Genomic DNA, 18,268 nt, shown 5'->3' on the forward strand with positions numbered 1-18,268 from the left:
CCGTCTACCGCCGACGGACGGCGCCCAGGAAATTGTCGACCTCCTGGCGCAGGCGGGCGGTCTGGCCGGTCATGCTCTGCGAAGCGGCGAGCAGGTCGCCCGCCGACCGACCGGTCTGTTCGGCGGTGTCGGTGACCGACCGCATGCTGGCCGAACTGCGGCTGGTGCCGCGGGCTGCGTCGGCAACGCTGCGGGCGATCTCCTGGGTGGCGGCCCCCTGCTGTTCGACCGCCGCGGCGATGCTGCCGGAGATCTCGTCGATGGCGGTCACCGTGCGGACGATGGCCTGGATGGCCTCGACCACCTGCCTCGTCGTCGCCTGGATGGTGGCGATCTGGTCGGCGATCTCCCCGGTGGCCTGCGCGGTCTGGTTGGCGAGCGCCTTCACCTCCCCGGCCACGATGGCGAAGCCCTTGCCGGCCTCTCCCGCCCGCGCCGCCTCGATGGTGGCGTTCAGCGCCAGCAGGTTGGTCTGGGTGGCGATCTGGTTGATCAGCCCGACCACCTCGCCGATCCGCCCGGTGGCGCCGGACAGGGCGTCGACCACCCGGTTGGTGTGGCCGGCATCCTCCACCGCGTTGCGGGCGATCCCGGCGGAGCGGTTGACCTGACGGGCGATCTCCTCGATGGAGCGCGCCAACTCCTCCGCGGCAGCGGCGGCGCTTTCCACATTGGCGCTCGCCTCGCTGGAGGCGAGCAGCGCGCTGGTGGCCTCGCTGCTGGTCCGGCCGGCGCTGCGGGTCATGCTGTCGGCGCCCTCATGCACGGTGCCGGCCATGGCGGCGACGCTGTCCGCCACCTCCTTCACCGACGCCTCGAACTGGCTGGCAAGATCGAGCAGGACGCCGCGACGCTCCTGGGCGGCGCGCTCCCGGTCCGCCGCCGCGGCCTGCTCGGCGTTGCGGGTGGCAAGCGCATTGTCGCGGAAGACGGCGAGCGCGCCGGTCATGGCGTCGATCTCGTCCCGCCCGCGGCCCTGGCCACGCGCCGGCACCGCGGTATCGAGATTTCCACCGGCAATGGCGCGCATCGCGCCTTCCAGGCGGATCAACCGCCCGACGATCCGCCGTCCGACATAGAGCCAGACGATGAGCACCGTCCCCAACACGCTGAACAGTGCCAGTCCCGACAGCCAGCGGCGGCCTTGGCCGATGGCGTCGTGGGTGGTGCGGGCAGAGCGTTCGGCATCCTCCGCCACCGCGGCGACGAGGGAGGCGACCTCCGTCCCCAGCTGTTCGGCGATGGTGCGGCCTTCGCCCAGCGCCACATTTTCCTGGGCGGCAAGCGTCAGTTCCTGCGTGCGCAGGGCGAACAGACCGTCGTCGCCGCTGCCGAAGGCGATCAGCAATCCGGCCAGATCAGTCAATTCACCGGCGGTACGGGCAGCCAGGTCACGCGCGGCCGCGTCATAGACCGGACGCAGCGCCGTCAGCCGCTCCTCCGACGGCGCGCTGCCGGCCTCGGCCAGCGTGCCGGCGATCAGGTTGCCCGCCGCCGCCAACTCCAGCCGGCGACGAAGCGTGGGAAGACCCTGGCTCAGAAGGGTGTCGACCGCGCTGCCGATGTCGCTGCGCAGAGTCGCCTGCGCCTTTTCCAGATTGTCTCGGCTTTCACGGACATGGAGCTGAAGCTTGCCCAGCACGGAAATCTCCAGCCGTTCGACCTCGCTGCGCAAGACGCGGGCGCGGTCCTCCAGCCCTGCGGCGTCGGTCTGATCGAGGCCGCCCTTCAACTGGCGGCGGCGAATGGCGAAGGCGCCGTCATCGCCGCCGGTGCTGCCGCCCAACTCCATCAGGCGCTGCACCGCCCGGCGAACCGACTCGCCACCCGGCACCTCCGCCGCAGTCAGCAGCGGCGCCAGCTGATCGCTCAACCGGCGGAAGCCCCGTTCATAGGTATCGACAATGCTGGGGGTGTCGGCACCGGTGGCACGGGTCAGGTTCAGCGCCATCGACGCCATGCTGGCCCGCAAGTCATAGCTGCTCGCCAGATCGGCGCCGGCGGCGGTCATCGCCTGAAGCTCCCGCCCGGTGACGCTGCCGACCTGGGTGGCGGCACCGCGCGTGTCGGCGGCGCCGGCCTCGATCAGAGGGCCGAGTTCGCCCAGAAAACGGTGATGGGTGGCGGTCAGAGCGGCCAGCCTGCCGGCCGACCGCTCCGCCACGTCGAGCCGACTCTCGACCAGCCGATCCAGCGCGGCCAGCGTGTCGGACATGGCCCGCAGCCGCCCGCGCAGCGCCTCGACACGGGGGTCCTGCGGGTAGGCGCTCTCCAGCTGGTCGGTCGCCTCGCCGAGACGGCGGGCGCGGCCGGCCAGATCGTCGATCAGGGCCTTGCGGTCCTGCTGGCTGGCCGCCGCTGCCAGAACCGGGGCGGCGGCGGCCATCCGGGCGCTTTCCTCCGCCATCCGCTGGGCGGTGGTGAGGGAGGGCAAGGTCACGCCGGCGATCCGATCGACCCGGCTTTCGATGATGTCGAAGGCGAGCCAGCCGACACCGCCCGCCAGGACGCTGGTGGCGGCGACCGCACCGAAAGCGGCGAGAAGACGGCCGCGGATCCCGGCACCGCGGCGTTCGCCAGTGGATGGACGGCTGGTTGGAGCGCCCGTGCCCTGATCCGTCATGACCTTGCCCCCTTGGCTGAACGATCCGGCGCCATCCGCATGAGCGCCGGTCAGTTGCCAATCAGTTGCCCATGAACTGCTTGTAGTTGTCCTTGGTGACGAGCTGGAACGGCACCATGACGTTCTTCTCGACCTTCTCGCCCTTGGCCAGCTTCACCGCGGATTCCAGCGCGCCGCGGCCCTGGCCCCTGGCGTCCTGGAACACGGTGACGGCAAGGTTGCCGTCCTTCATTTCGGCCAGCGCGTCGGCGGTGGCGTCGATGCCGCCGACCAGAACCTTCTTCGGCGAGATGCCGGCCTGTTGCAGGGCCAGGATGGCGCCGATCGCCATCTCGTCGTTGTTGGCGGCGACCGCGTCGATCTTCTCGCCCGACACGATCCAGTTGTTCATCAGGTCAAGCGCCTGGGCGCGCAGGAAATTGGCGGTCTGCTTCTGGACGATCTTCATGCCGGGATATTTGGCGACCACCTTCTCCACGCCCTTGGTGCGCAGTTCCGCGGCGTTTGTGGCGAGCTCGCCCATCATGATGGCGACATTGCCCTTGTAGTTCAGTTGCTTGGCCAGCTCCTCGGCCTCCAGCGTGCCCGAGACGTTTTCGTCCGACCCGACGAAGACCACCTTCTCGGGCAGAGTGTCCTCGGCCGGCTTGCGGTTGACGTAGACCAGCGGAATGCCGGCGGCCGAGATGATCTGGGTCATGCGGCCGGTGGCGGAGCTGTCCGTGGTGTTGATGATGATCGCGTCCACCTTCTGGGCGACGAAGTTCTGCACCTGGCTCAGCTGGCGGCCGGTATCGCCGCGGGCATCCTCGAACTGGATCTTCACGTCGGGCATCGACTTGGCCTGATCGGCCATCGCCTGACGCAGCGTGTTGAGGAAATTGTCGTCGAAATAGGCCATCGACACGCCGATGGTGGTGGCGAAGGCTGAGGCCGACATCATGACCACGGCGGCGGAGCAGGCGGCCAGCACATGCTTCAGGTGGGGACGCTTCATTTGTTTCCTCACTTGGTTGATGGACGGCCCTTGCGGGGGCTCCGCCGGGCAGTCCTTTATTGGTGGATCGGTTGGAAGGCTCGTTGACTGCATGTCACGGGGATGGTCCGGGCTAAGTCCGGATGCCGGTCCGGTGACGGGGACCGGGCACACAGGCCCCTTTCCCCATCGGCCCCCACCGACTGGTTCGGGGGCACGATGGCGGGCAAGGAAGCCGTGAATTCTTCAGGAGCGGTGCGCAGGGAACCGGAGAGGAACGCGGTGGCGGCGATCAGGCCTTCTTCCGGCGACGCATGCGGTACTGGTCGGCGGTCACCGCGGCGACGATGATCACGCCCTTCACGATGTCCTGCACATAGGCGTCGATACCGACGAAGGTGAAGCCGCTGGTCATCACGCCGAGGATCACGGTGCCGATCACCGTGCCGGTGATGCGGCCGACGCCGCCGGTCAGGGAGGTGCCGCCGATGACCACCGCGGCGATGGCGTCCAGTTCGTAACCCATGCCCATGCCGGCCTGACCGGTGGCGGACCGTGCGGCGGTCATGACGCCGCCAAGACCGGCCAGCAGCCCGGCGATGCCGTAGACCACGATCAGGTGACGGCCGATGTTGATGCCGGAGACGCGGGCGGCCTGGGCGTTGGCGCCGATGGCGTAGGTGAACTTGCCGTAGCGGGTGTAGCGCAGCGCCACATGGAAGATCAGCGCGGTGACCAGGAAGACGATCACCGGGGTTGCGCCGGCGCCGATCCAGGTGAAGCTCTCCGACAGGCGGCTGATCGGCTGACCATGGGTGTAGTAGCGGGCGAGTCCGCGCGCCGTCACCATCATGCCCAGCGTGGCGATGAAGGGCGGAATTCCGGTCACCGCGACCAGCCCGCCATTCACCACCCCCGCCAGCGCCCCCACCAGCACGCCGGCGATCACCGGCACCACCGCCGGCAGGTCGGTCAGCATCGGGAAGACGGCGCGGGCATTATCGGAGGTCTGGGCGAGGCTGGCCGCCACCATCGCCGACAGGGCCAGGACCGAGCCGGACGACAGATCGACGCCTGAGGTGATGATGACCTGGGTGACGCCGATTGCGAGCAACCCGATGATCGACACCTGCAGGACGATGATGACCAGACGCTGCGAGTTGCCGAGGAAGGACTCCCCGCGGACCATCCAGCCGAGCGCTTCGAACGCGAGGGCGATGGCAACCAGGACGAGGAAGATTCCGGCCTCTACCGGCATCTTGAAGGGGCGGCGGGCGGGCGTCTCCACCACCCCGCTGCTGTTGACGGATGCGTTCACTTTCATTCCTCCCGGTTTTACAGGCCGGATCTTTTGACTGGATTTTGCCAACCTGATTTCTTCTGGCCGAAGTCCTTTGCAATCCGGCCGGCTTTGATCCGCCGATACTGGCGGAGGAACCGATCAGCCGGACGCAAGGCGCATGATGGTCACCTGATCGGCGTCCGCGCGGTCGACGGTGCCGGTCACGCGGCCCTCGTGCATCACCATCACGCGGTCGCTCATGCCAAGGATTTCCGGCAGTTCCGACGAGATCATGATGATCGCCATCCCCTGGGCGGCGAGGTCGGAGATCAAGCGGTGGATTTCCGCCTTCGCGCCGACATCGATCCCGCGCGTCGGTTCGTCCAGGATCAGGACGCGCGGATGGGTCATCAGCCAGCGGGCGATCAGCACCTTCTGCTGGTTGCCGCCGCTGAGATTTTCGATGCGCTCCTGCAGGTGCGGTGTCTTCACCCGCAGGGTGTTCTTCATGGTGGTGCAGATGCCGTTCAGGGCCGACTGCGCGACGAAGCCGCCCTGGACATAGCGGTCGGTCAGCGCCGCCAGTTCCATGTTCTCCAGCACCGACAGCATCAGGAACAGGCCGGTTTCCTTGCGGTCCTCGGTCAGCAGCGCCAGCTTGTGCGCCATCGCCGTCTTTGGGCTGTCGATCCTCACCGGCTTGCCGTCGATGCGGATGGTGCCGGCGGTGGCCGGCGTCATGCCGAAGATCGCCTCCGCCACATTGGTGCGGCCGGAGCCGACCAATCCTGCGATGCCGAGGATCTCGCCGGCGCGAAGCTCGAAACTGACACCGGAGAACACCCCCTCCAGTTCCAGATTTTCGACCGACAGCACCACCTCGCCGATCTTCGATTCGCCCTTCGGGAACATCTGGGTGATTTCCCGGCCGACCATCAGGCTGATCAGCTTGTCGCGCGTCAGGTTGGCCGCCGCATCGGTCAGGATGTGGCGGCCGTCGCGGAAGATCGAGATGTCGTCGGCGATCTCGAACACCTCGTTCATCTTGTGGGTGATGTAGATGATCGCCTTGCCGCGCGACCGCAGATCCTCGACGATGGCGAACAGATGCGCCACCTCGCGGTCGGTCAGGGCCGAAGTCGGCTCGTCCATGATCAGGACGTCGGAGTCGTAGGAGACCGCCTTGGCGATCTCCACCATCTGGCGGCCGGCGACGGTCAGCTCGCCCACCGGCTGGTCGGGATCGAGGTCGATCTTCAGCCGGCGGAACAGATCGCGGGTGCGGCGGCGCAGTTCGCCATGGTCGACGAGGCCGAAACGGTTCAGCGGCTCCCGCCGGATCCAGATATTCTCGGCGATGGTCATGAAGGACATCAGGTTCAGCTCCTGATGGATCATGGCGATGCCGGCCTCCAGCGCATCCAGCGGCGAGGTCAGACGGCAGGGCTCACCACGCAGCCGGATCATGCCCTGGTCGGGCGTGTAGATGCCGGCGATGATCTTCATCAGGGTCGATTTGCCGGCACCATTCTCCCCCATCAGGGCATGCACGGTGCCGGGCCGGATCCGCAGGCAGACGCTGTCCAGCGCCACGACCCCCGGAAACTCCTTCCGGACGCTGTCGACCTCGAGAAGGTAAGGCGGGGCGTGGGTGGATATGCTGGGCGGCGTCATCATTCCAAGGGCGGTCACGGCCACGGTCCTCTCCCTAAGCGATGGTGGATTTGGTCGCTGGTGGATTCGTTGTTATGAGCCGCCGTAACCGGTCCACAGCGGTACGGCGTGTCGCTCCACATATAGAATATTAATTTCGCTGATTGTTCAAGACAGAATATTCGGTTTATCCGTCGGGCGACGCCAGGCATTTTCCAACCGGCGGATTTTCCGCGGCTTGTCGCCATTCCGGGGCAATTCCCGGCACCAGAGGCTGGAAAGGCGGAACGGTCCAGGCCATGCTGGACAGTGTAGAATTTTCATTCCCGCCGAGATATCGGCTATGTAACTGATAATCTTTGAAATTAGCAATCATGCACAGGAGCGGAACAACAAACCGGGCGCCGTGCTGGACGGCGCCCGGTTTGTTGAGCGGTGGATTGATGGAAGTATCGGGGGAGCGTTTGGCCGGTCGCAGCCCAGCCGCCGCCCCGGATCAGCCCGGCGCCAGCAGCCAGCGGTGTTCCGGCGCGGTGTTGAAATGCCATGCGCGGCGAGGGCCCGCCATCACGTTCAGGTAATAGCCGGTATAGCCGTGGGCGGCGCCGACCGGGTGATAGCCGCGCGGAACCATGACGAGGTCGCCGTTCTCCACCGCCATCGCCTCGTCCAGCGAACGGTCATCGGTGTAGACGCGCTGGAAGGCGAAGCCCTGCGGCGGGTCGATCCGGTGGTAATAGGTCTCCTCCAGCTGGGTTTCCGCCGTGCCCTCGTCGGCATCGTGCTTGTGCGGCGGATAGCTGGACCAGTTGCCGGCCGGCGTGATGACCTCCACCACCAGAAGGCTGTCGGCCGGCTGCGAATCGGGCAGGATATCGAAGACATGGCGGGTGTTGCTGCCGCGCCCGCGCACCGAGGCGGCGACATCCTCCGGACGGATCAACCGCACCGGCAGACCGCCGTTCAGACCGGGCGCGGTGCAGACCGCCAGTTCCAGCGTGGTGGTGGCCCGGACCTGCCACGGCGTGCCCTGCGGCAGATAGATCGCGTAGGGCCGCTTGTCCTCAAAAGGCGACATGCGGTCGCCAAGCTCCGCCCATTCCCGATCGCCGGCCATCGCCGCCCCGCGTCCGGCGACGAAGACCAGGCAGGTCTCACGGCCGGGATCCTCGCCGGAGACGGTCATGCCAGCCTCAAGGCGGTAGAGGTCAAACCCGATGCAGGACCAGCCCGCCGATTCGGGCGTGACATGGTGCACCCGGCCGGCCGGGTCCGGTGCGTGGTTGCGCAGCAGCAGCTTGCTCATGATCGCCCTCTGTGGTGCCGAATCATCATGCGATGCGCCTCCGCCCCTGGGAATCGGTGATGGATGCGGACGCGGATGATTGGGTGGATTATACATTCCGCCGCAGGTTAAGATAGAATTTTTTTTCTGTTCTGGCGGACAAAGAACGTCGCCCCCCGATCCCACCTCATCAAAACGCCCAGAACTGCGGCAAAATTGCCGCTCACGAGCGAAAACTCGGCAGTATGCATATCAACATGCAAATTCCCCGTTGTCTGCATGCCGGAACTCATGTTCCATTTGTTCCGGTTATAGGGGACCGATGCGCCGAACGGTGGGGCGGTGCGGTGGCCTCTTTACCACTCCCGCCATGACGGCAATCCCAGTAGACCGCGAATGGTCCGTGGCAATGCCAAAAGCCAACACTGTTGGCCGGCGTTGCTCGGCCCCAAGAAACACTGTGTCTGGAGGAAATCCAATGTCTCGTTCAGCTCTGCTGCTTGGAGCAGCCACCCTTTCTCTCGCCTTGGTCATGGGGGCCGGTTCGGCCTCGGCCCAGTCGAAGTTCGACATCACGCTTGGCGGCGACGCCTATTTCGAGGGCGGCTACGTCAACCAGGACCGTGACAGCGGCCTGCGCAACACCGAGTTCCGCAACCGCCTGCGCCTGCTGGTGACGCCGAAGGCCAAGGCCGACAACGGGCTGGAATACGGCGCCCGCATCCGCCTGCTGGCGGAGAACGGCACGGGCAACGTCCGCACCGTCACCAACGACCGCGCCTTCATGTTCGTCAACGGCAGCTTCGGCACTGTGCATCTGGGTGTCGAGAACGGCCCCAGCGACGACAGCGGCGTGATCGCCCCGTCCGACTGGGGCACCGGCGGCGTCGACGGCTCCTTCCCGTCCTGGCTCGGCAACAGCGCCGCCAACGCGCCGGTCACCATCGGCAACATCCGCGCGCTGATCTCCGGCAACAGCGCCACCCGCGCCACCTACTGGACCCCGGAATTCGCCGGCTTCAAGTTCGGCGCCTCCTACCAGCCCTCCTCGGACAGCAGCAACACCGACATCAACCGCTCCAAGCTGGCGCTGGCCTCCGCCAACCGCACCGGCGCCTACCGCGACGTCTATGAAGTCGGCGGCACCTACACCAACACGCTGGGCGGCGTGGCGGTCAACGGCAGCCTGTTCTATCTCGGCGGCCAGGCCAAGAACTCCACCACCACCCCGGCGGCGAGCTTCGACGATCTGTCCTCGACCCATGCCGGCCTGACGCTGGCCTATGCCGGCTTCAAGATCGGCGGCAGCTATGCCTGGTCGGGCGACAGCGGCTATGCCAAGTCCAGCGCCACCATCGTCAGCCGCGAGAAGCAGGACGTCTGGACCGCCGGCGCCCAGTACACCTTCGGCGCCACCACGCTCGGTGTCGGCTACCTGAACGCCAAGGATGCCGGCGACCTCACCGTCCGCGGCCGCAGCAAGTTCGAGCTGTTCACCGTCGGCGCCAAGTATGTCGTCGCACCCGGCTTCAGCGTCGCGCCCGAATACAACCACTTCAAGCTCAGCTCCGACGTCGCCGCAAACAGCGACAAGGGCGACATCTTCATCATCCGCACCGATCTCGCATTCTAAGGCCGATCCCTCTTCCGGACTTCGCGCCGCCGCGGTTTTCTCCATCCTGCCGCGACGGCGTCGAGGAGCGCGATTTCTCTCGCGTGCGTCCGCCTCTGACTTCTCCTGGCAGAGGCCAACTTTCGGCCGGGCGGCAGTTACCGCCCGGCCTTTTCTTTGTCGAGACGCTGGCCCAGCGCGACGATCAGGCTGACCGCAAGACACATGGTCGCAGTCAGCGAGCGGAAGCCCTTCACCTGGGCATCCTCCACCGACAGGGTGACACCGGCCAACGGCAGGATCGGGCTCAGCGTGCCGTCGGTGATGCCAAGCACCGGCACACCGTTTTCCGCGGCGAAGCGGCAGAGATCGACCGTCTCCTCCGAATAGGGCTTGAAGCTGATCGCCACCAGCAGGTCGCGATCCCCGATGGCCTGCACCTGCTGGCGAAGCATGCCGCCCATCCCGTCCAGCAGGACCGTCCGTCGCCCCAACCGCCCGAGCGCGTAGCTGAGATAGGCCGCGACCGGGAAGGACCTGCGCTGGCCCATCACATAGATGTGCTCCGCCTCCTCCAGCAGGTCGATGGCGCCATCCAGATCCTCCGGCGACAATTCCTGGCGCAGATGTTCCAGAGCGTTGATGCCGGCCCCGATGAAATGCTCCAGAACGCGCGATCCATCGGTCAGGCCGGCGGCACCGTCGGTCAGCGCGCGGATCCGCTCCTTGTAGTTGGGCATGTTGTCGGTCAGGCGGGTGCGGAAGACGCGCTGCATCTCCGTGAAGCCTTCGAACCCCAGCGTCTTGGAAAAACGGATCAGCGCCGATGGCTGCACGCCGGCCCGCTCGGCGATCTGCGCAACGGTTTCCAGCGCCATGTCGTTGGGGTTGGACAGCGCATATTCGGCGATCTGCCGCAGGCGCGGGCTGAGGCTGGCTTGGCGCTGGGTGATGGCGGCCTGAAGAGCGGCATAGCTCGTCGGCACGTCGGTCTCTTGCTCCATGGGCTCGCTTATCGGCTGTCTGTCGGGGAAAGGCTCTTTACGGTTTAGAATAAATGTTCCCACATTCCACGCCAAGCGGGAACTGCCCTGAAAAAAAGGGCCGGCCCCGGCTGTTGCGGGACCGGCCTCAAGGTCGGGCGATGTGGGGGGGGAGAGGAGGAGGACGTCAGACCTCCGCCACATCGACCCATCGGCGTGCGGCGGAAGAGCGGTGGATCGCCTCGGCGACCCGCTCCAGCTCGCAGGCGGCACGGAAGTCGGGATAGGCCGGCGCTTTGCCGGCGATGGCCTCGATCAGCGTCTTCACCTCGATGGTCTTGAGGTCGTTGAAGCCCAGCTGATGGCCCGGCGCCGGGCAGAAGGCGGCGTAATCGGCGTGTTCCGGTCCGGCAGTGATCAGACGGTAGCCGGAGCGTCCAAGCGCCCCGCCCGCCTGATACAGCCACAGCTCGTTGAAGCGCTCCTGGGTGAAGGCGATGGAGCCCTTGGTGCCGACCAGCTCGAAGGCCAGCTGCATCTTGCGCCCCTGGGCGATCCAGCTGGCGGTGACGGAACCGGTGGCGCCGTTGGCGAATTCGACCAGCGCATGGGCCTGATCGTCCACCCGCACCTCCCGCATCTCGGCCGATCCGGCGGCGGCCGGGCGACGGTCATGGACGGTGTGCAGCCGGCCGGAGACGGAACGGATGTCGCCGGCCAGATATGTGGCCAGCGACAGGATGTGGCTGCCGATATCGGCCAGCGCCCCGCCGGCATTGTCGGCCTCGCAGCGCCAGGTGAAGGGCGCCATCGGGTCGGCCATGAAATCCTCGGCATGGATGCCGCGGAAGCCGGTGACCTCCCCGATCTCGCCGCCGGCCACCAGCTCGCGGGCCAGCGCGATCATCGGATTCTTCAGGTAATTGAAGCCGACCAGCGTCACCACGCCGGTCACCTCCGCCGCCGCGGCCATGGCGCGGGCATCGGCCAGCGTCGTGGCGAGCGGCTTCTCGCAATAGACATGCTTGCCGGCGGCGATGGCGGCCAGCGCGATCGGCGCATGCAGGCGGTTCGGCGTGGTGATGGCGACCACGTCGATCTCCGGATCCTCGACCAGACAGCGCCAGTCGCCGACATGGCGGCGGAAGCCCAGCTTCGACGCGGCTTCGGCCGCCGTCGCCTCGTCCCGCTCCGCCAGCAGGTCGAGCACCGGTTCGAACGGCAGGTCGAACAGCCCGCCGACGGCACGGAAGGCCTGGGCATGGGCCCGCCCCATGAAGCCGCTGCCGACGAGGCCGATGGAAAGCTTTTTCATGCGGGTTCCTCCCCAAGGAGCGGATGGGCGGCACCGGCCTTCCGGCACCGCCCCAGCCCGCTCACTTCATCGTCGGCATCACGAAGTCGGCGCCGGAGCGGATGCCCGTGGGCCAGCGGCTGGTGATGGTCTTCAGCCGCGTGTAGAAGCGCACGCCCTCCGGCCCATGCATGTGGTGGTCGCCGAACAGCGAGCGCTTCCAGCCGCCGAAGCTGTGAAAGGCCATCGGCACCGGGATCGGCACGTTGACGCCGACCATGCCGACCTCGATCTCCGCCCCGAAGGCTCGGGCGGTGTCGCCGTCGCGGGTGAAGATGGCGGTGCCGTTGCCGAACTCGTGCGCGTTGATGAGGTCGACCGCCGTGCGGTAGTCGGGAACCCGCACCACCGCCAGCACCGGGCCGAAGATCTCCTCCTTGTAGATCCGCATCTCCGGCGTGACGTGGTCGAACAGCGTGCCGCCGAGGAAATAGCCGTCACCGCACTCCGGGTCGGCGACCTCGACCCGGCGGCCATCGACCACCAGTTTCGCCCCCTCCTCGATGCCGAGGTCGATGTAGCCGCGCACCTTGTCGCGGTGCTGGCGGGTGACCAGCGGCCCCATCTCCGCCGACGGGTCGGTGCCGGGACCGATTTTCAGCGCCCGCACCCGCGCGGCCAGCCGCTCCACCAGCGCGTCGGCCACCGCCTCCGTCACCGGCACGGCGACCGAGATCGCCATGCAGCGCTCGCCCGCCGAGCCATAGGCCGCCCCCATCAGCGCGTCCACCGCCTGATCCAGGTCGGCGTCGGGCATGATGACCATATGGTTCTTGGCCCCGCCCAGCGCCTGCACCCGCTTGCCGTTGGCCGCACCGGTGGCATAGATGTACTGGGCGATCGGGGTCGAACCGACGAAGCTGATCGCCTTCACGTCGGGATGGCTCAGCAGCGCATCGACCGCCACCTTGTCGCCATGGACGACGTTGAACACGCCGTCGGGCAGCCCGGCCTGCTTCAGCAGTTCCGCCAGGAACAAAGCGGCGCTCGGCACCCGCTCCGACGGCTTCAGGATGAAGCAGTTGCCGCAGGCGATGGCGACCGGGAACATCCACATCGGCACCATGGCCGGGAAGTTGAACGGCGTGATGCCGGCGACGACGCCCAGCGGCTGGCGCAGCGAATGGCTGTCGACACGGGTGCCGACATTCTCCGCCACCTCGCCCTTCAGCAGATGCGGGCCGCCGCAGGCGAACTCCACCACCTCCAGCCCGCGCGTCACCTCGCCGAGCGCGTCGGAATGGACCTTGCCATGCTCGGCGGTGATCAGGCTGGCGAGCCGGTCGGCGTTCTGCTCCAGCAGTTGCTTGAAGGCGAACATCACCCGGGCGCGGCGCAGCGGGGTGGCGGCCGACCAGCCGGGGAAGGCGGCGCGGGCGGCGGCGATGGCCTTGTCGACCTCCGCCGCGGTCGCCAGCGGCACCTTGGCGCTGTTGCGGCCGGTCGCCGGGTTGTAGACGTCGCCCAGGGGGCCGCTGGTGCCCTCGACCGGTGCGCCGTTGATGAAATGCGGTACGATGTTGGTCATGTCGATGCTCACAGGCCGTATTCTGCGACAAGCGCGCTCAGATGCTGGCGGCCCTTGGTGACGTAGGTCAGCGGGTGGGCCTTGGCGGGGTCCTGTTCCGCCTCGATCACCAGCCACTGGCCGCGATAGTTCGCCTGCTTCAGCGCCTTCAGGACGCCCGGGAAATCGACGCAGCCGTCGCCGGGCACGGTGAACACCCCGTCGATGACGGCGTCGAGGAAGCTGCTGTCGCTGGCCTTGGCCCGCTGCAGCACGTCGGCGCGCACATCCTTGCAGTGGACGTGGTTGATGCGGTGGCCCCATTTGGCGATGACGTCCAGCGGGTTGCCGCCGGCGAAGGTCAGATGGCCGGTGTCGAGCAGGATGCCGACGCTGTCGCCGGTGACCTCGGCGAAGAGGTCGATCTCGTCGGGCGTCTCCACCACCGTGCCCATGTGGTAGTGGTAGGCGAGCGGCGTGCCCTGGTCGCGCAGGTAATCGCCGAACGCCGCCATGCGGCGGCCGAACTCCGCCCACTGGCCGGACTCCAGCTTCGGACGCCGCGACAGCGGCGTGCCGCGGCTGCCATGGACGCAGCCGGTGGTCTCCGCCACCACCATCACCGGGCAGCCCATCGCCTTCAGCAGGCGCAGGTGCGGCTGCACCGCCTCGATCTCCTCGGTGACGCTGCGTTCCAGCAGGCCGGCGCTGTACCAGCCTGACACCAGCGACAGGCCGTAGCCGTCGAGGATCGGACGCAGGACGGCGGCATCGCGCGGGAATTTGTTGCCAAGCTCGAAGCCCTGGAAACCGGCCTCGCGCCCTTCGGTGAGGCACTGCTCCAGCGGCGTCGCACCGCCCAACTCAAGCATATCGTCGTTGCTCCAGGCGATCGGGTTGACGCCGAGACGAACGGTCATGATCGGATGCTCCCAAAACGGAAGGAATTTTCGGATTGGATGAGGAGAGGTCAGCGGCGCTGGCGCGCCTTGTGCGCGTCATAGATCCCGCGCGCCGCCGCGACTTCGGGACGGGTGGACACTTCCGGCACCGGCACGTCCCACCACGCTCCACCGTCCTGGGTGGAGGGCAGCGGGTCGGTGTCGATGACGATGGCGTAGGTGACGGGGGATTCCTTGGCGCGTTCCAGCGCCCGCTCCAGCTCGGCGACGCCCGTCACCTTCTCCGTCACCGCGCCCAGCGCGCGCAGATGGCCGACGAAGTCGATGTCGGGCAGCGTCTCCGTCTCGTAATGGGAGTCGCGCAGCAGGTTGTTGAAGGGGGCGCCGCCACAGAAATTCTGTAGCCGGTTGATGCAGCCATAGCCGCGGTTGTCGAGCAGGACGACGACCAGCTTGCGCCTCATCATCACCGACACCGCCAGCTCGGAATTCAGCATCATGTAGCTGCCGTCGCCGACCATGACGAAGGTCTCGCGGTCCGGACAGGCCATCTTGACGCCCAGCCCGCCGGCGATCTCGTAGCCCATGCAGGAGAAGCCGTATTCCAGATGGTAACCGCCGGGCCGGCCGGTCCGCCACAGCTTGTGCAGCTCGCCCGGCAGTCCGCCGGCGGCGCAGACGACGATGCCGTCGGTGCCGGCGGCGCGGTTGACCGCCCCCAGCACCTGGGCGTCGGTCGGCAGATCCAGCCCGGCATCGGCCGTCACCCGGTCGACGACATGGGTCCACAGAGCGGTGCGCTCCTGCGCCCAGGCCTGCCAGGACAGGGGGGCGGACCACTCACCGAGCCCGGCGTCGAGCGCCGCCAGTCCGCGCGCCGCGTCGGCGACCAGCGGCAGGGCGTCGCCCTTCACCGCGTCGAAGGCGGCGACATTCAGCCCGGCAAAGCGGGCATCGCGGTTGGCAAAAATGGTCCAGGACGCGGTGGTGAAATCGGCCAGCCGGGTGCCGACCGCCAGCACCAGATCGGCCTCTGCCGCCAGTTCGTTGGCGGCGCTGGAACCGGTGACCCCGATGGCGCCGACGTTGCAGGGGTGGTCCCAGACCAGGGCCCCCTTGCCGGCCTGGGTCTCCGCCACCGGGATGCCGTGCCGTCGGGCGAAGTCGGCCAGCGCGTCGCAGGCGCCGCTGTAGAACACGCCGCCGCCGGCGACGATCAGCGGCTTCTTCGCGCTGCGCAGCGCCTCGGTCACCACGGCCAGCTCGTCGCGGTCGGGTTCCGGCCGGCGGCTGCGGCGGACGGTGCGCTCGAAGAAGGAGACAGGGAAATCATGGGCTTCCGCCTGCACGTCCTGCGGCAGGCAAAGCGTCACCGGGCCGCACTCCACCGGGTCGGTCAGCACCTGGATGGCGCGGCGCAGGCTGGGCATGAGCTGTTCCGGCCGGGTGATGCGGTCCCAGAAACGCGACACCGGACGGAAGCAGTCGTTGGCGCTGACGGTGGCATCCTCGAAGCGCTCCACCTGCTGCAACACCGGGTCGGGAGCACGGGTGGCGAAGACGTCGCCGGGCAGAAGCAGCACCGGCAGACGGTTGACATGGGCCAGCGCCGCCGCCGTCACCATGTTGACGGCCCCCGGCCCGATGGAGGTGGTGCAGGCCATCATGCGGCGGCGACCCTGCGCCTTGGCATAGGCGATGGCGGCGTGCGTCATCCCCTGCTCGTTGTGGGCGCGGTAGGTCGGCAGCACGTCGCGGGCGGCATGCAGCGCCTCGCCGATGCCGGCCACGTTGCCGTGGCCGAAGATCGCCCAGACCCCGGCGAACAGCGGCAGCTCCTGGCCGTCGATCTCGACATACTGGGCGCTGAGGTAACGGACGACGGCCTGGGCGACGGTGAGGCGCACGCTGTCCATGATGACTTCTCCCTACTGGGCCGGTCCGGCCCCTCTCGTTCTTGGTGATGACGTGACGATCAGGCGGCGCTGCGGCTGTGGCGGGTGCGCTGTTCCTGCCAGAAGGCGATCAGGCGGCCATAGGCGCCCTCCATAGCCGCGACGGCCGCAGCGTCGTCGATGTTGCCGGCCAGCCAGGCCTCGGCGGCCGTGCCGAACAGGGTGCGGCCGACGGCGAAGCCCTTGCAGACCGGCTGGCGGGCGGCCAACGCCAGCCCGGCCTTCAACTCCTCCTCCGGCGCATCGAGGCCGAGGATCAGCACGCCACGGCACAGCGGGTCATGCTGGTCGATGACGCCGGCGATGCGGTTCCAGGCCCCCTGGCTGGCCGGCGACGGCAGCTTCCACCAATCGGGATGGACGCCCAGCTCATAGAAGCGGGCCATCGCGCGGGAGATGGTGTCGTCACCGACCGGCATGCCGCGCGGCGGGATGATCTCCAGCAGAAGCTCATGGTTGGTGGCGCGGCAGGCGGCGAACAGCGTCTGGATCTGGCGCTCCTGCTCGGTGCGCAGCGTCTCCTCGTCGTCGGGGTGGTAGAAGGTCAGGCACTTCACCACATGCTCGGCCGGCCATTCGCGGATGGTCACGGCGATGTCGGGGCCGCCCTCGAAGCGCAACGGCCGGGAACTCGGCAGTTCCACCGGGCGGCCGATCCAGGCGTCGGTGCCGGTCAGCGCGTCGAGCGCGTCCTGGCCGTGGATGCCGTCCAGCAGCATGCCGAAGCCGTCGCGGCCCTCACAGGCCTGCTGCGCCGCCCGCAGGGCCAGCAGCTTGAAGCTGGCGATGCGCGCCGGATCGGCGCCCAGCCGCTTCGCCATCACCTCCAGCTGGGCGCGGTGGTCGATGGCGAAGGCCATCACCTCCGGCCAGTCGCGACGGCGGGTGGTCGCCCAATGGATGTGCGACAGCCGGGCATCCTCGCGCAGACGCGGCGTCGGGCTGCCGTTTTCGAGGAAATAGGACAGCTCCGTCCAGGTCGGGATGGCCGGCGCACAGCCATGGCGCGACACCGCGAAGGCGCCGCAGGCGTTGGCGAAGGCGCAGCAGTCCTCCAGCGGATGGTCGCGCAGCCAGCCGCGCAGGAAACCCGACATGAAGGCGTCGCCGGCGCCCAGTACATTGTAGACCTCGACCGGAAAGCCGGGGCCGCGGATGCCCTGTTCCAGGCTGTCGGGAATCCTGCCGGGGAACACGACGCAGCCCATCGGCCCGCGCTTGCACACCAGCGTCGCGTCGGTCAGGCTGCGGACACGGCGCAGGGCGGCCAGCGTGTCGGTGCTGCCACCGGCGATATGGAATTCCTCTTCCGTGCCGACGATCAGGTCGCAGCCCGGCAGGATGGTCTGCAACAGGGCGGTGACGCCGCCATCGGCGACGAAGCGTTCCTCGCCCAGCCCATGCCCGGTCAGCTTCCACAGCACCGGGCGGTAATCGATGTCGAACACCACCCTGGTACCGCTCGTCCGCGCCAACCGCATCGCCTTGCGCATGGCCGCTTCGGTGGTTGGGGTGGAGAAATGGGTGCCGCTGACCACCACGGCCTTGGCCGAGGCGATGAAGGATTCCGAGACATCCTCCTCGCAGATCGCCATGTCGGCGCAATTCTCGCGGTAGAAGATCAGCGGGAAGGTCTTCTTGTCGCGGATGCCCAGGATGACCAGCGCGGTCAGGCGTTCCGGATCGGTGATGACATGGCTGGTCTCAACCCCTTCGCGGACCAGCTGTTCGCGGATGAAACGCCCCATATGCTCGTCGCCGACACGCGTCAGCAGGGCGGAGCGCAGGCCGAGGCGCGCGGTGCCGACCGCGATGTTGGTGGGGCAGCCGCCGACATATTTGGCGAAGCTCTGCATGTCCTCCAGCCGGCCGCCGACCTGTTCGCCATAGAGGTCGACGGAGGAGCGGCCGATGGAAATGACGTCAAGATCGCGCTTAATTGGACCGCGTTCGATTGGCATGGATCAGCTCCGCTGTAATCCGTTCGTCGGACTGGCGATGGCATTGGATATGGGCCAGCGGAACCGTGTCGCCGGACAGGCGGCCGATCGGCTTCATCCCTCCCATCGTTCCGATTTTCGCCCGGTTTCCGCGCGGGGCGCGGATTGCTTGGTTGATGGAACGTTTGGATCACAA

General features: G+C 67.6%; 12 protein-coding genes. 1 reads left to right on the plus strand and 11 read right to left on the minus strand.

The window, feature by feature from the left end; genetic code table 11:
• Positions 1 to 4: 4 nt before the first annotated feature.
• The 5 genes from E6C72_RS32620 to iolB form a co-directional block, all read right to left on the minus strand.
• On the minus strand, positions 5 to 2,623 hold the full coding sequence (locus E6C72_RS32620) for a HAMP domain-containing methyl-accepting chemotaxis protein (RefSeq protein ID WP_109086756.1): 2,619 nt from the start codon (positions 2,621 to 2,623) through the stop codon (positions 5 to 7).
• 61 nt (positions 2,624 to 2,684) lie between these two features.
• Positions 2,685 to 3,620, minus strand: a complete 936-nt coding sequence (locus E6C72_RS13780; RefSeq protein WP_199228789.1) for a sugar ABC transporter substrate-binding protein — start codon at positions 3,618 to 3,620, stop codon at positions 2,685 to 2,687.
• A 271-nt stretch (positions 3,621 to 3,891) separates the two neighbouring features.
• A complete protein-coding gene (locus E6C72_RS13785; RefSeq protein WP_199228788.1) occupies positions 3,892 to 4,917 on the minus strand; it encodes an ABC transporter permease in 1,026 nt (341 codons plus the stop codon).
• A 123-nt stretch (positions 4,918 to 5,040) separates the two neighbouring features.
• The gene (locus tag E6C72_RS13790; protein WP_199228787.1) at positions 5,041 to 6,573 is read right to left on the minus strand and encodes a sugar ABC transporter ATP-binding protein; all 1,533 of its coding nucleotides are present in this window, start codon (positions 6,571 to 6,573) and stop codon (positions 5,041 to 5,043) included.
• Positions 6,574 to 7,030: 457 nt separating this feature from the next.
• Positions 7,031 to 7,840, minus strand: a complete 810-nt coding sequence (gene iolB / locus E6C72_RS13795) for a 5-deoxy-glucuronate isomerase (RefSeq protein WP_109086753.1) — start codon at positions 7,838 to 7,840, stop codon at positions 7,031 to 7,033.
• Between the two features lie 457 nt (positions 7,841 to 8,297).
• On the opposite strand from iolB, the gene E6C72_RS13800 reads away from it, so the two are divergent.
• Complete coding sequence (locus E6C72_RS13800) at positions 8,298 to 9,452, plus strand: porin (RefSeq protein ID WP_136700759.1); 1,155 nt, start codon at positions 8,298 to 8,300, stop codon at positions 9,450 to 9,452.
• Positions 9,453 to 9,589: 137 nt separating this feature from the next.
• Here E6C72_RS13800 and E6C72_RS13805 read toward each other — a convergent pair whose 3' ends face one another.
• The 6 genes from E6C72_RS13805 to iolC all read right to left on the minus strand — a co-directional run bounded on the left by E6C72_RS13805 (position 9,590) and on the right by iolC (position 18,093).
• Complete coding sequence (locus E6C72_RS13805) at positions 9,590 to 10,435, minus strand: MurR/RpiR family transcriptional regulator (RefSeq protein ID WP_109086945.1); 846 nt, start codon at positions 10,433 to 10,435, stop codon at positions 9,590 to 9,592.
• A 166-nt stretch (positions 10,436 to 10,601) separates the two neighbouring features.
• A complete protein-coding gene (locus tag E6C72_RS13810; protein WP_109086946.1) occupies positions 10,602 to 11,729 on the minus strand; it encodes a Gfo/Idh/MocA family protein in 1,128 nt (375 codons plus the stop codon).
• A 61-nt stretch (positions 11,730 to 11,790) separates the two neighbouring features.
• Entirely contained in the window at positions 11,791 to 13,296 is a 1,506-nt protein-coding gene (locus E6C72_RS13815; RefSeq protein WP_109086983.1) for a CoA-acylating methylmalonate-semialdehyde dehydrogenase, read from the minus strand.
• Between the two features lie 8 nt (positions 13,297 to 13,304).
• Positions 13,305 to 14,195: a myo-inosose-2 dehydratase gene (gene iolE, locus E6C72_RS13820; protein WP_109086947.1), complete on the minus strand. Its 891-nt coding sequence runs from the start codon at positions 14,193 to 14,195 to the stop codon at positions 13,305 to 13,307.
• A gap of 50 nt (positions 14,196 to 14,245) precedes the next feature.
• The gene (gene iolD / locus E6C72_RS13825; RefSeq protein ID WP_109086948.1) at positions 14,246 to 16,093 is read right to left on the minus strand and encodes a 3D-(3,5/4)-trihydroxycyclohexane-1,2-dione acylhydrolase (decyclizing); all 1,848 of its coding nucleotides are present in this window, start codon (positions 16,091 to 16,093) and stop codon (positions 14,246 to 14,248) included.
• 59 nt (positions 16,094 to 16,152) lie between these two features.
• Positions 16,153 to 18,093, minus strand: a complete 1,941-nt coding sequence (gene iolC, locus E6C72_RS13830; RefSeq protein ID WP_109086949.1) for a 5-dehydro-2-deoxygluconokinase — start codon at positions 18,091 to 18,093, stop codon at positions 16,153 to 16,155.
• Between the last annotated feature and the right edge of the window lie 175 nt (positions 18,094 to 18,268).

Origin of the sequence: Azospirillum sp. TSH100 (assembly GCF_004923295.1) — a bacterium.
Taxonomy (GTDB): domain Bacteria; phylum Pseudomonadota; class Alphaproteobacteria; order Azospirillales; family Azospirillaceae; genus Azospirillum.

Coding starts and splice junctions, on each gene's coding strand:
- E6C72_RS13815 (WP_109086983.1), bottom strand. CDS start 13,296: ATGACCAACATCGTACCGCATTTCATCAACGGCGCACCGGTCGAGGGC.
- E6C72_RS13805 (WP_109086945.1), bottom strand. CDS start 10,435: ATGGAGCAAGAGACCGACGTGCCGACGAGCTATGCCGCTCTTCAGGCC.
- E6C72_RS13780 (WP_199228789.1), bottom strand. CDS start 3,620: ATGAAGCGTCCCCACCTGAAGCATGTGCTGGCCGCCTGCTCCGCCGCC.
- E6C72_RS13800 (WP_136700759.1), top strand. CDS start 8,298: ATGTCTCGTTCAGCTCTGCTGCTTGGAGCAGCCACCCTTTCTCTCGCC.
- E6C72_RS13810 (WP_109086946.1), bottom strand. CDS start 11,729: ATGAAAAAGCTTTCCATCGGCCTCGTCGGCAGCGGCTTCATGGGGCGG.
- iolB (WP_109086753.1), bottom strand. CDS start 7,840: ATGAGCAAGCTGCTGCTGCGCAACCACGCACCGGACCCGGCCGGCCGG.
- iolD (WP_109086948.1), bottom strand. CDS start 16,093: ATGGACAGCGTGCGCCTCACCGTCGCCCAGGCCGTCGTCCGTTACCTC.
- E6C72_RS32620 (WP_109086756.1), bottom strand. CDS start 2,623: ATGACGGATCAGGGCACGGGCGCTCCAACCAGCCGTCCATCCACTGGC.
- iolC (WP_109086949.1), bottom strand. CDS start 18,093: ATGCCAATCGAACGCGGTCCAATTAAGCGCGATCTTGACGTCATTTCC.
- iolE (WP_109086947.1), bottom strand. CDS start 14,195: ATGACCGTTCGTCTCGGCGTCAACCCGATCGCCTGGAGCAACGACGAT.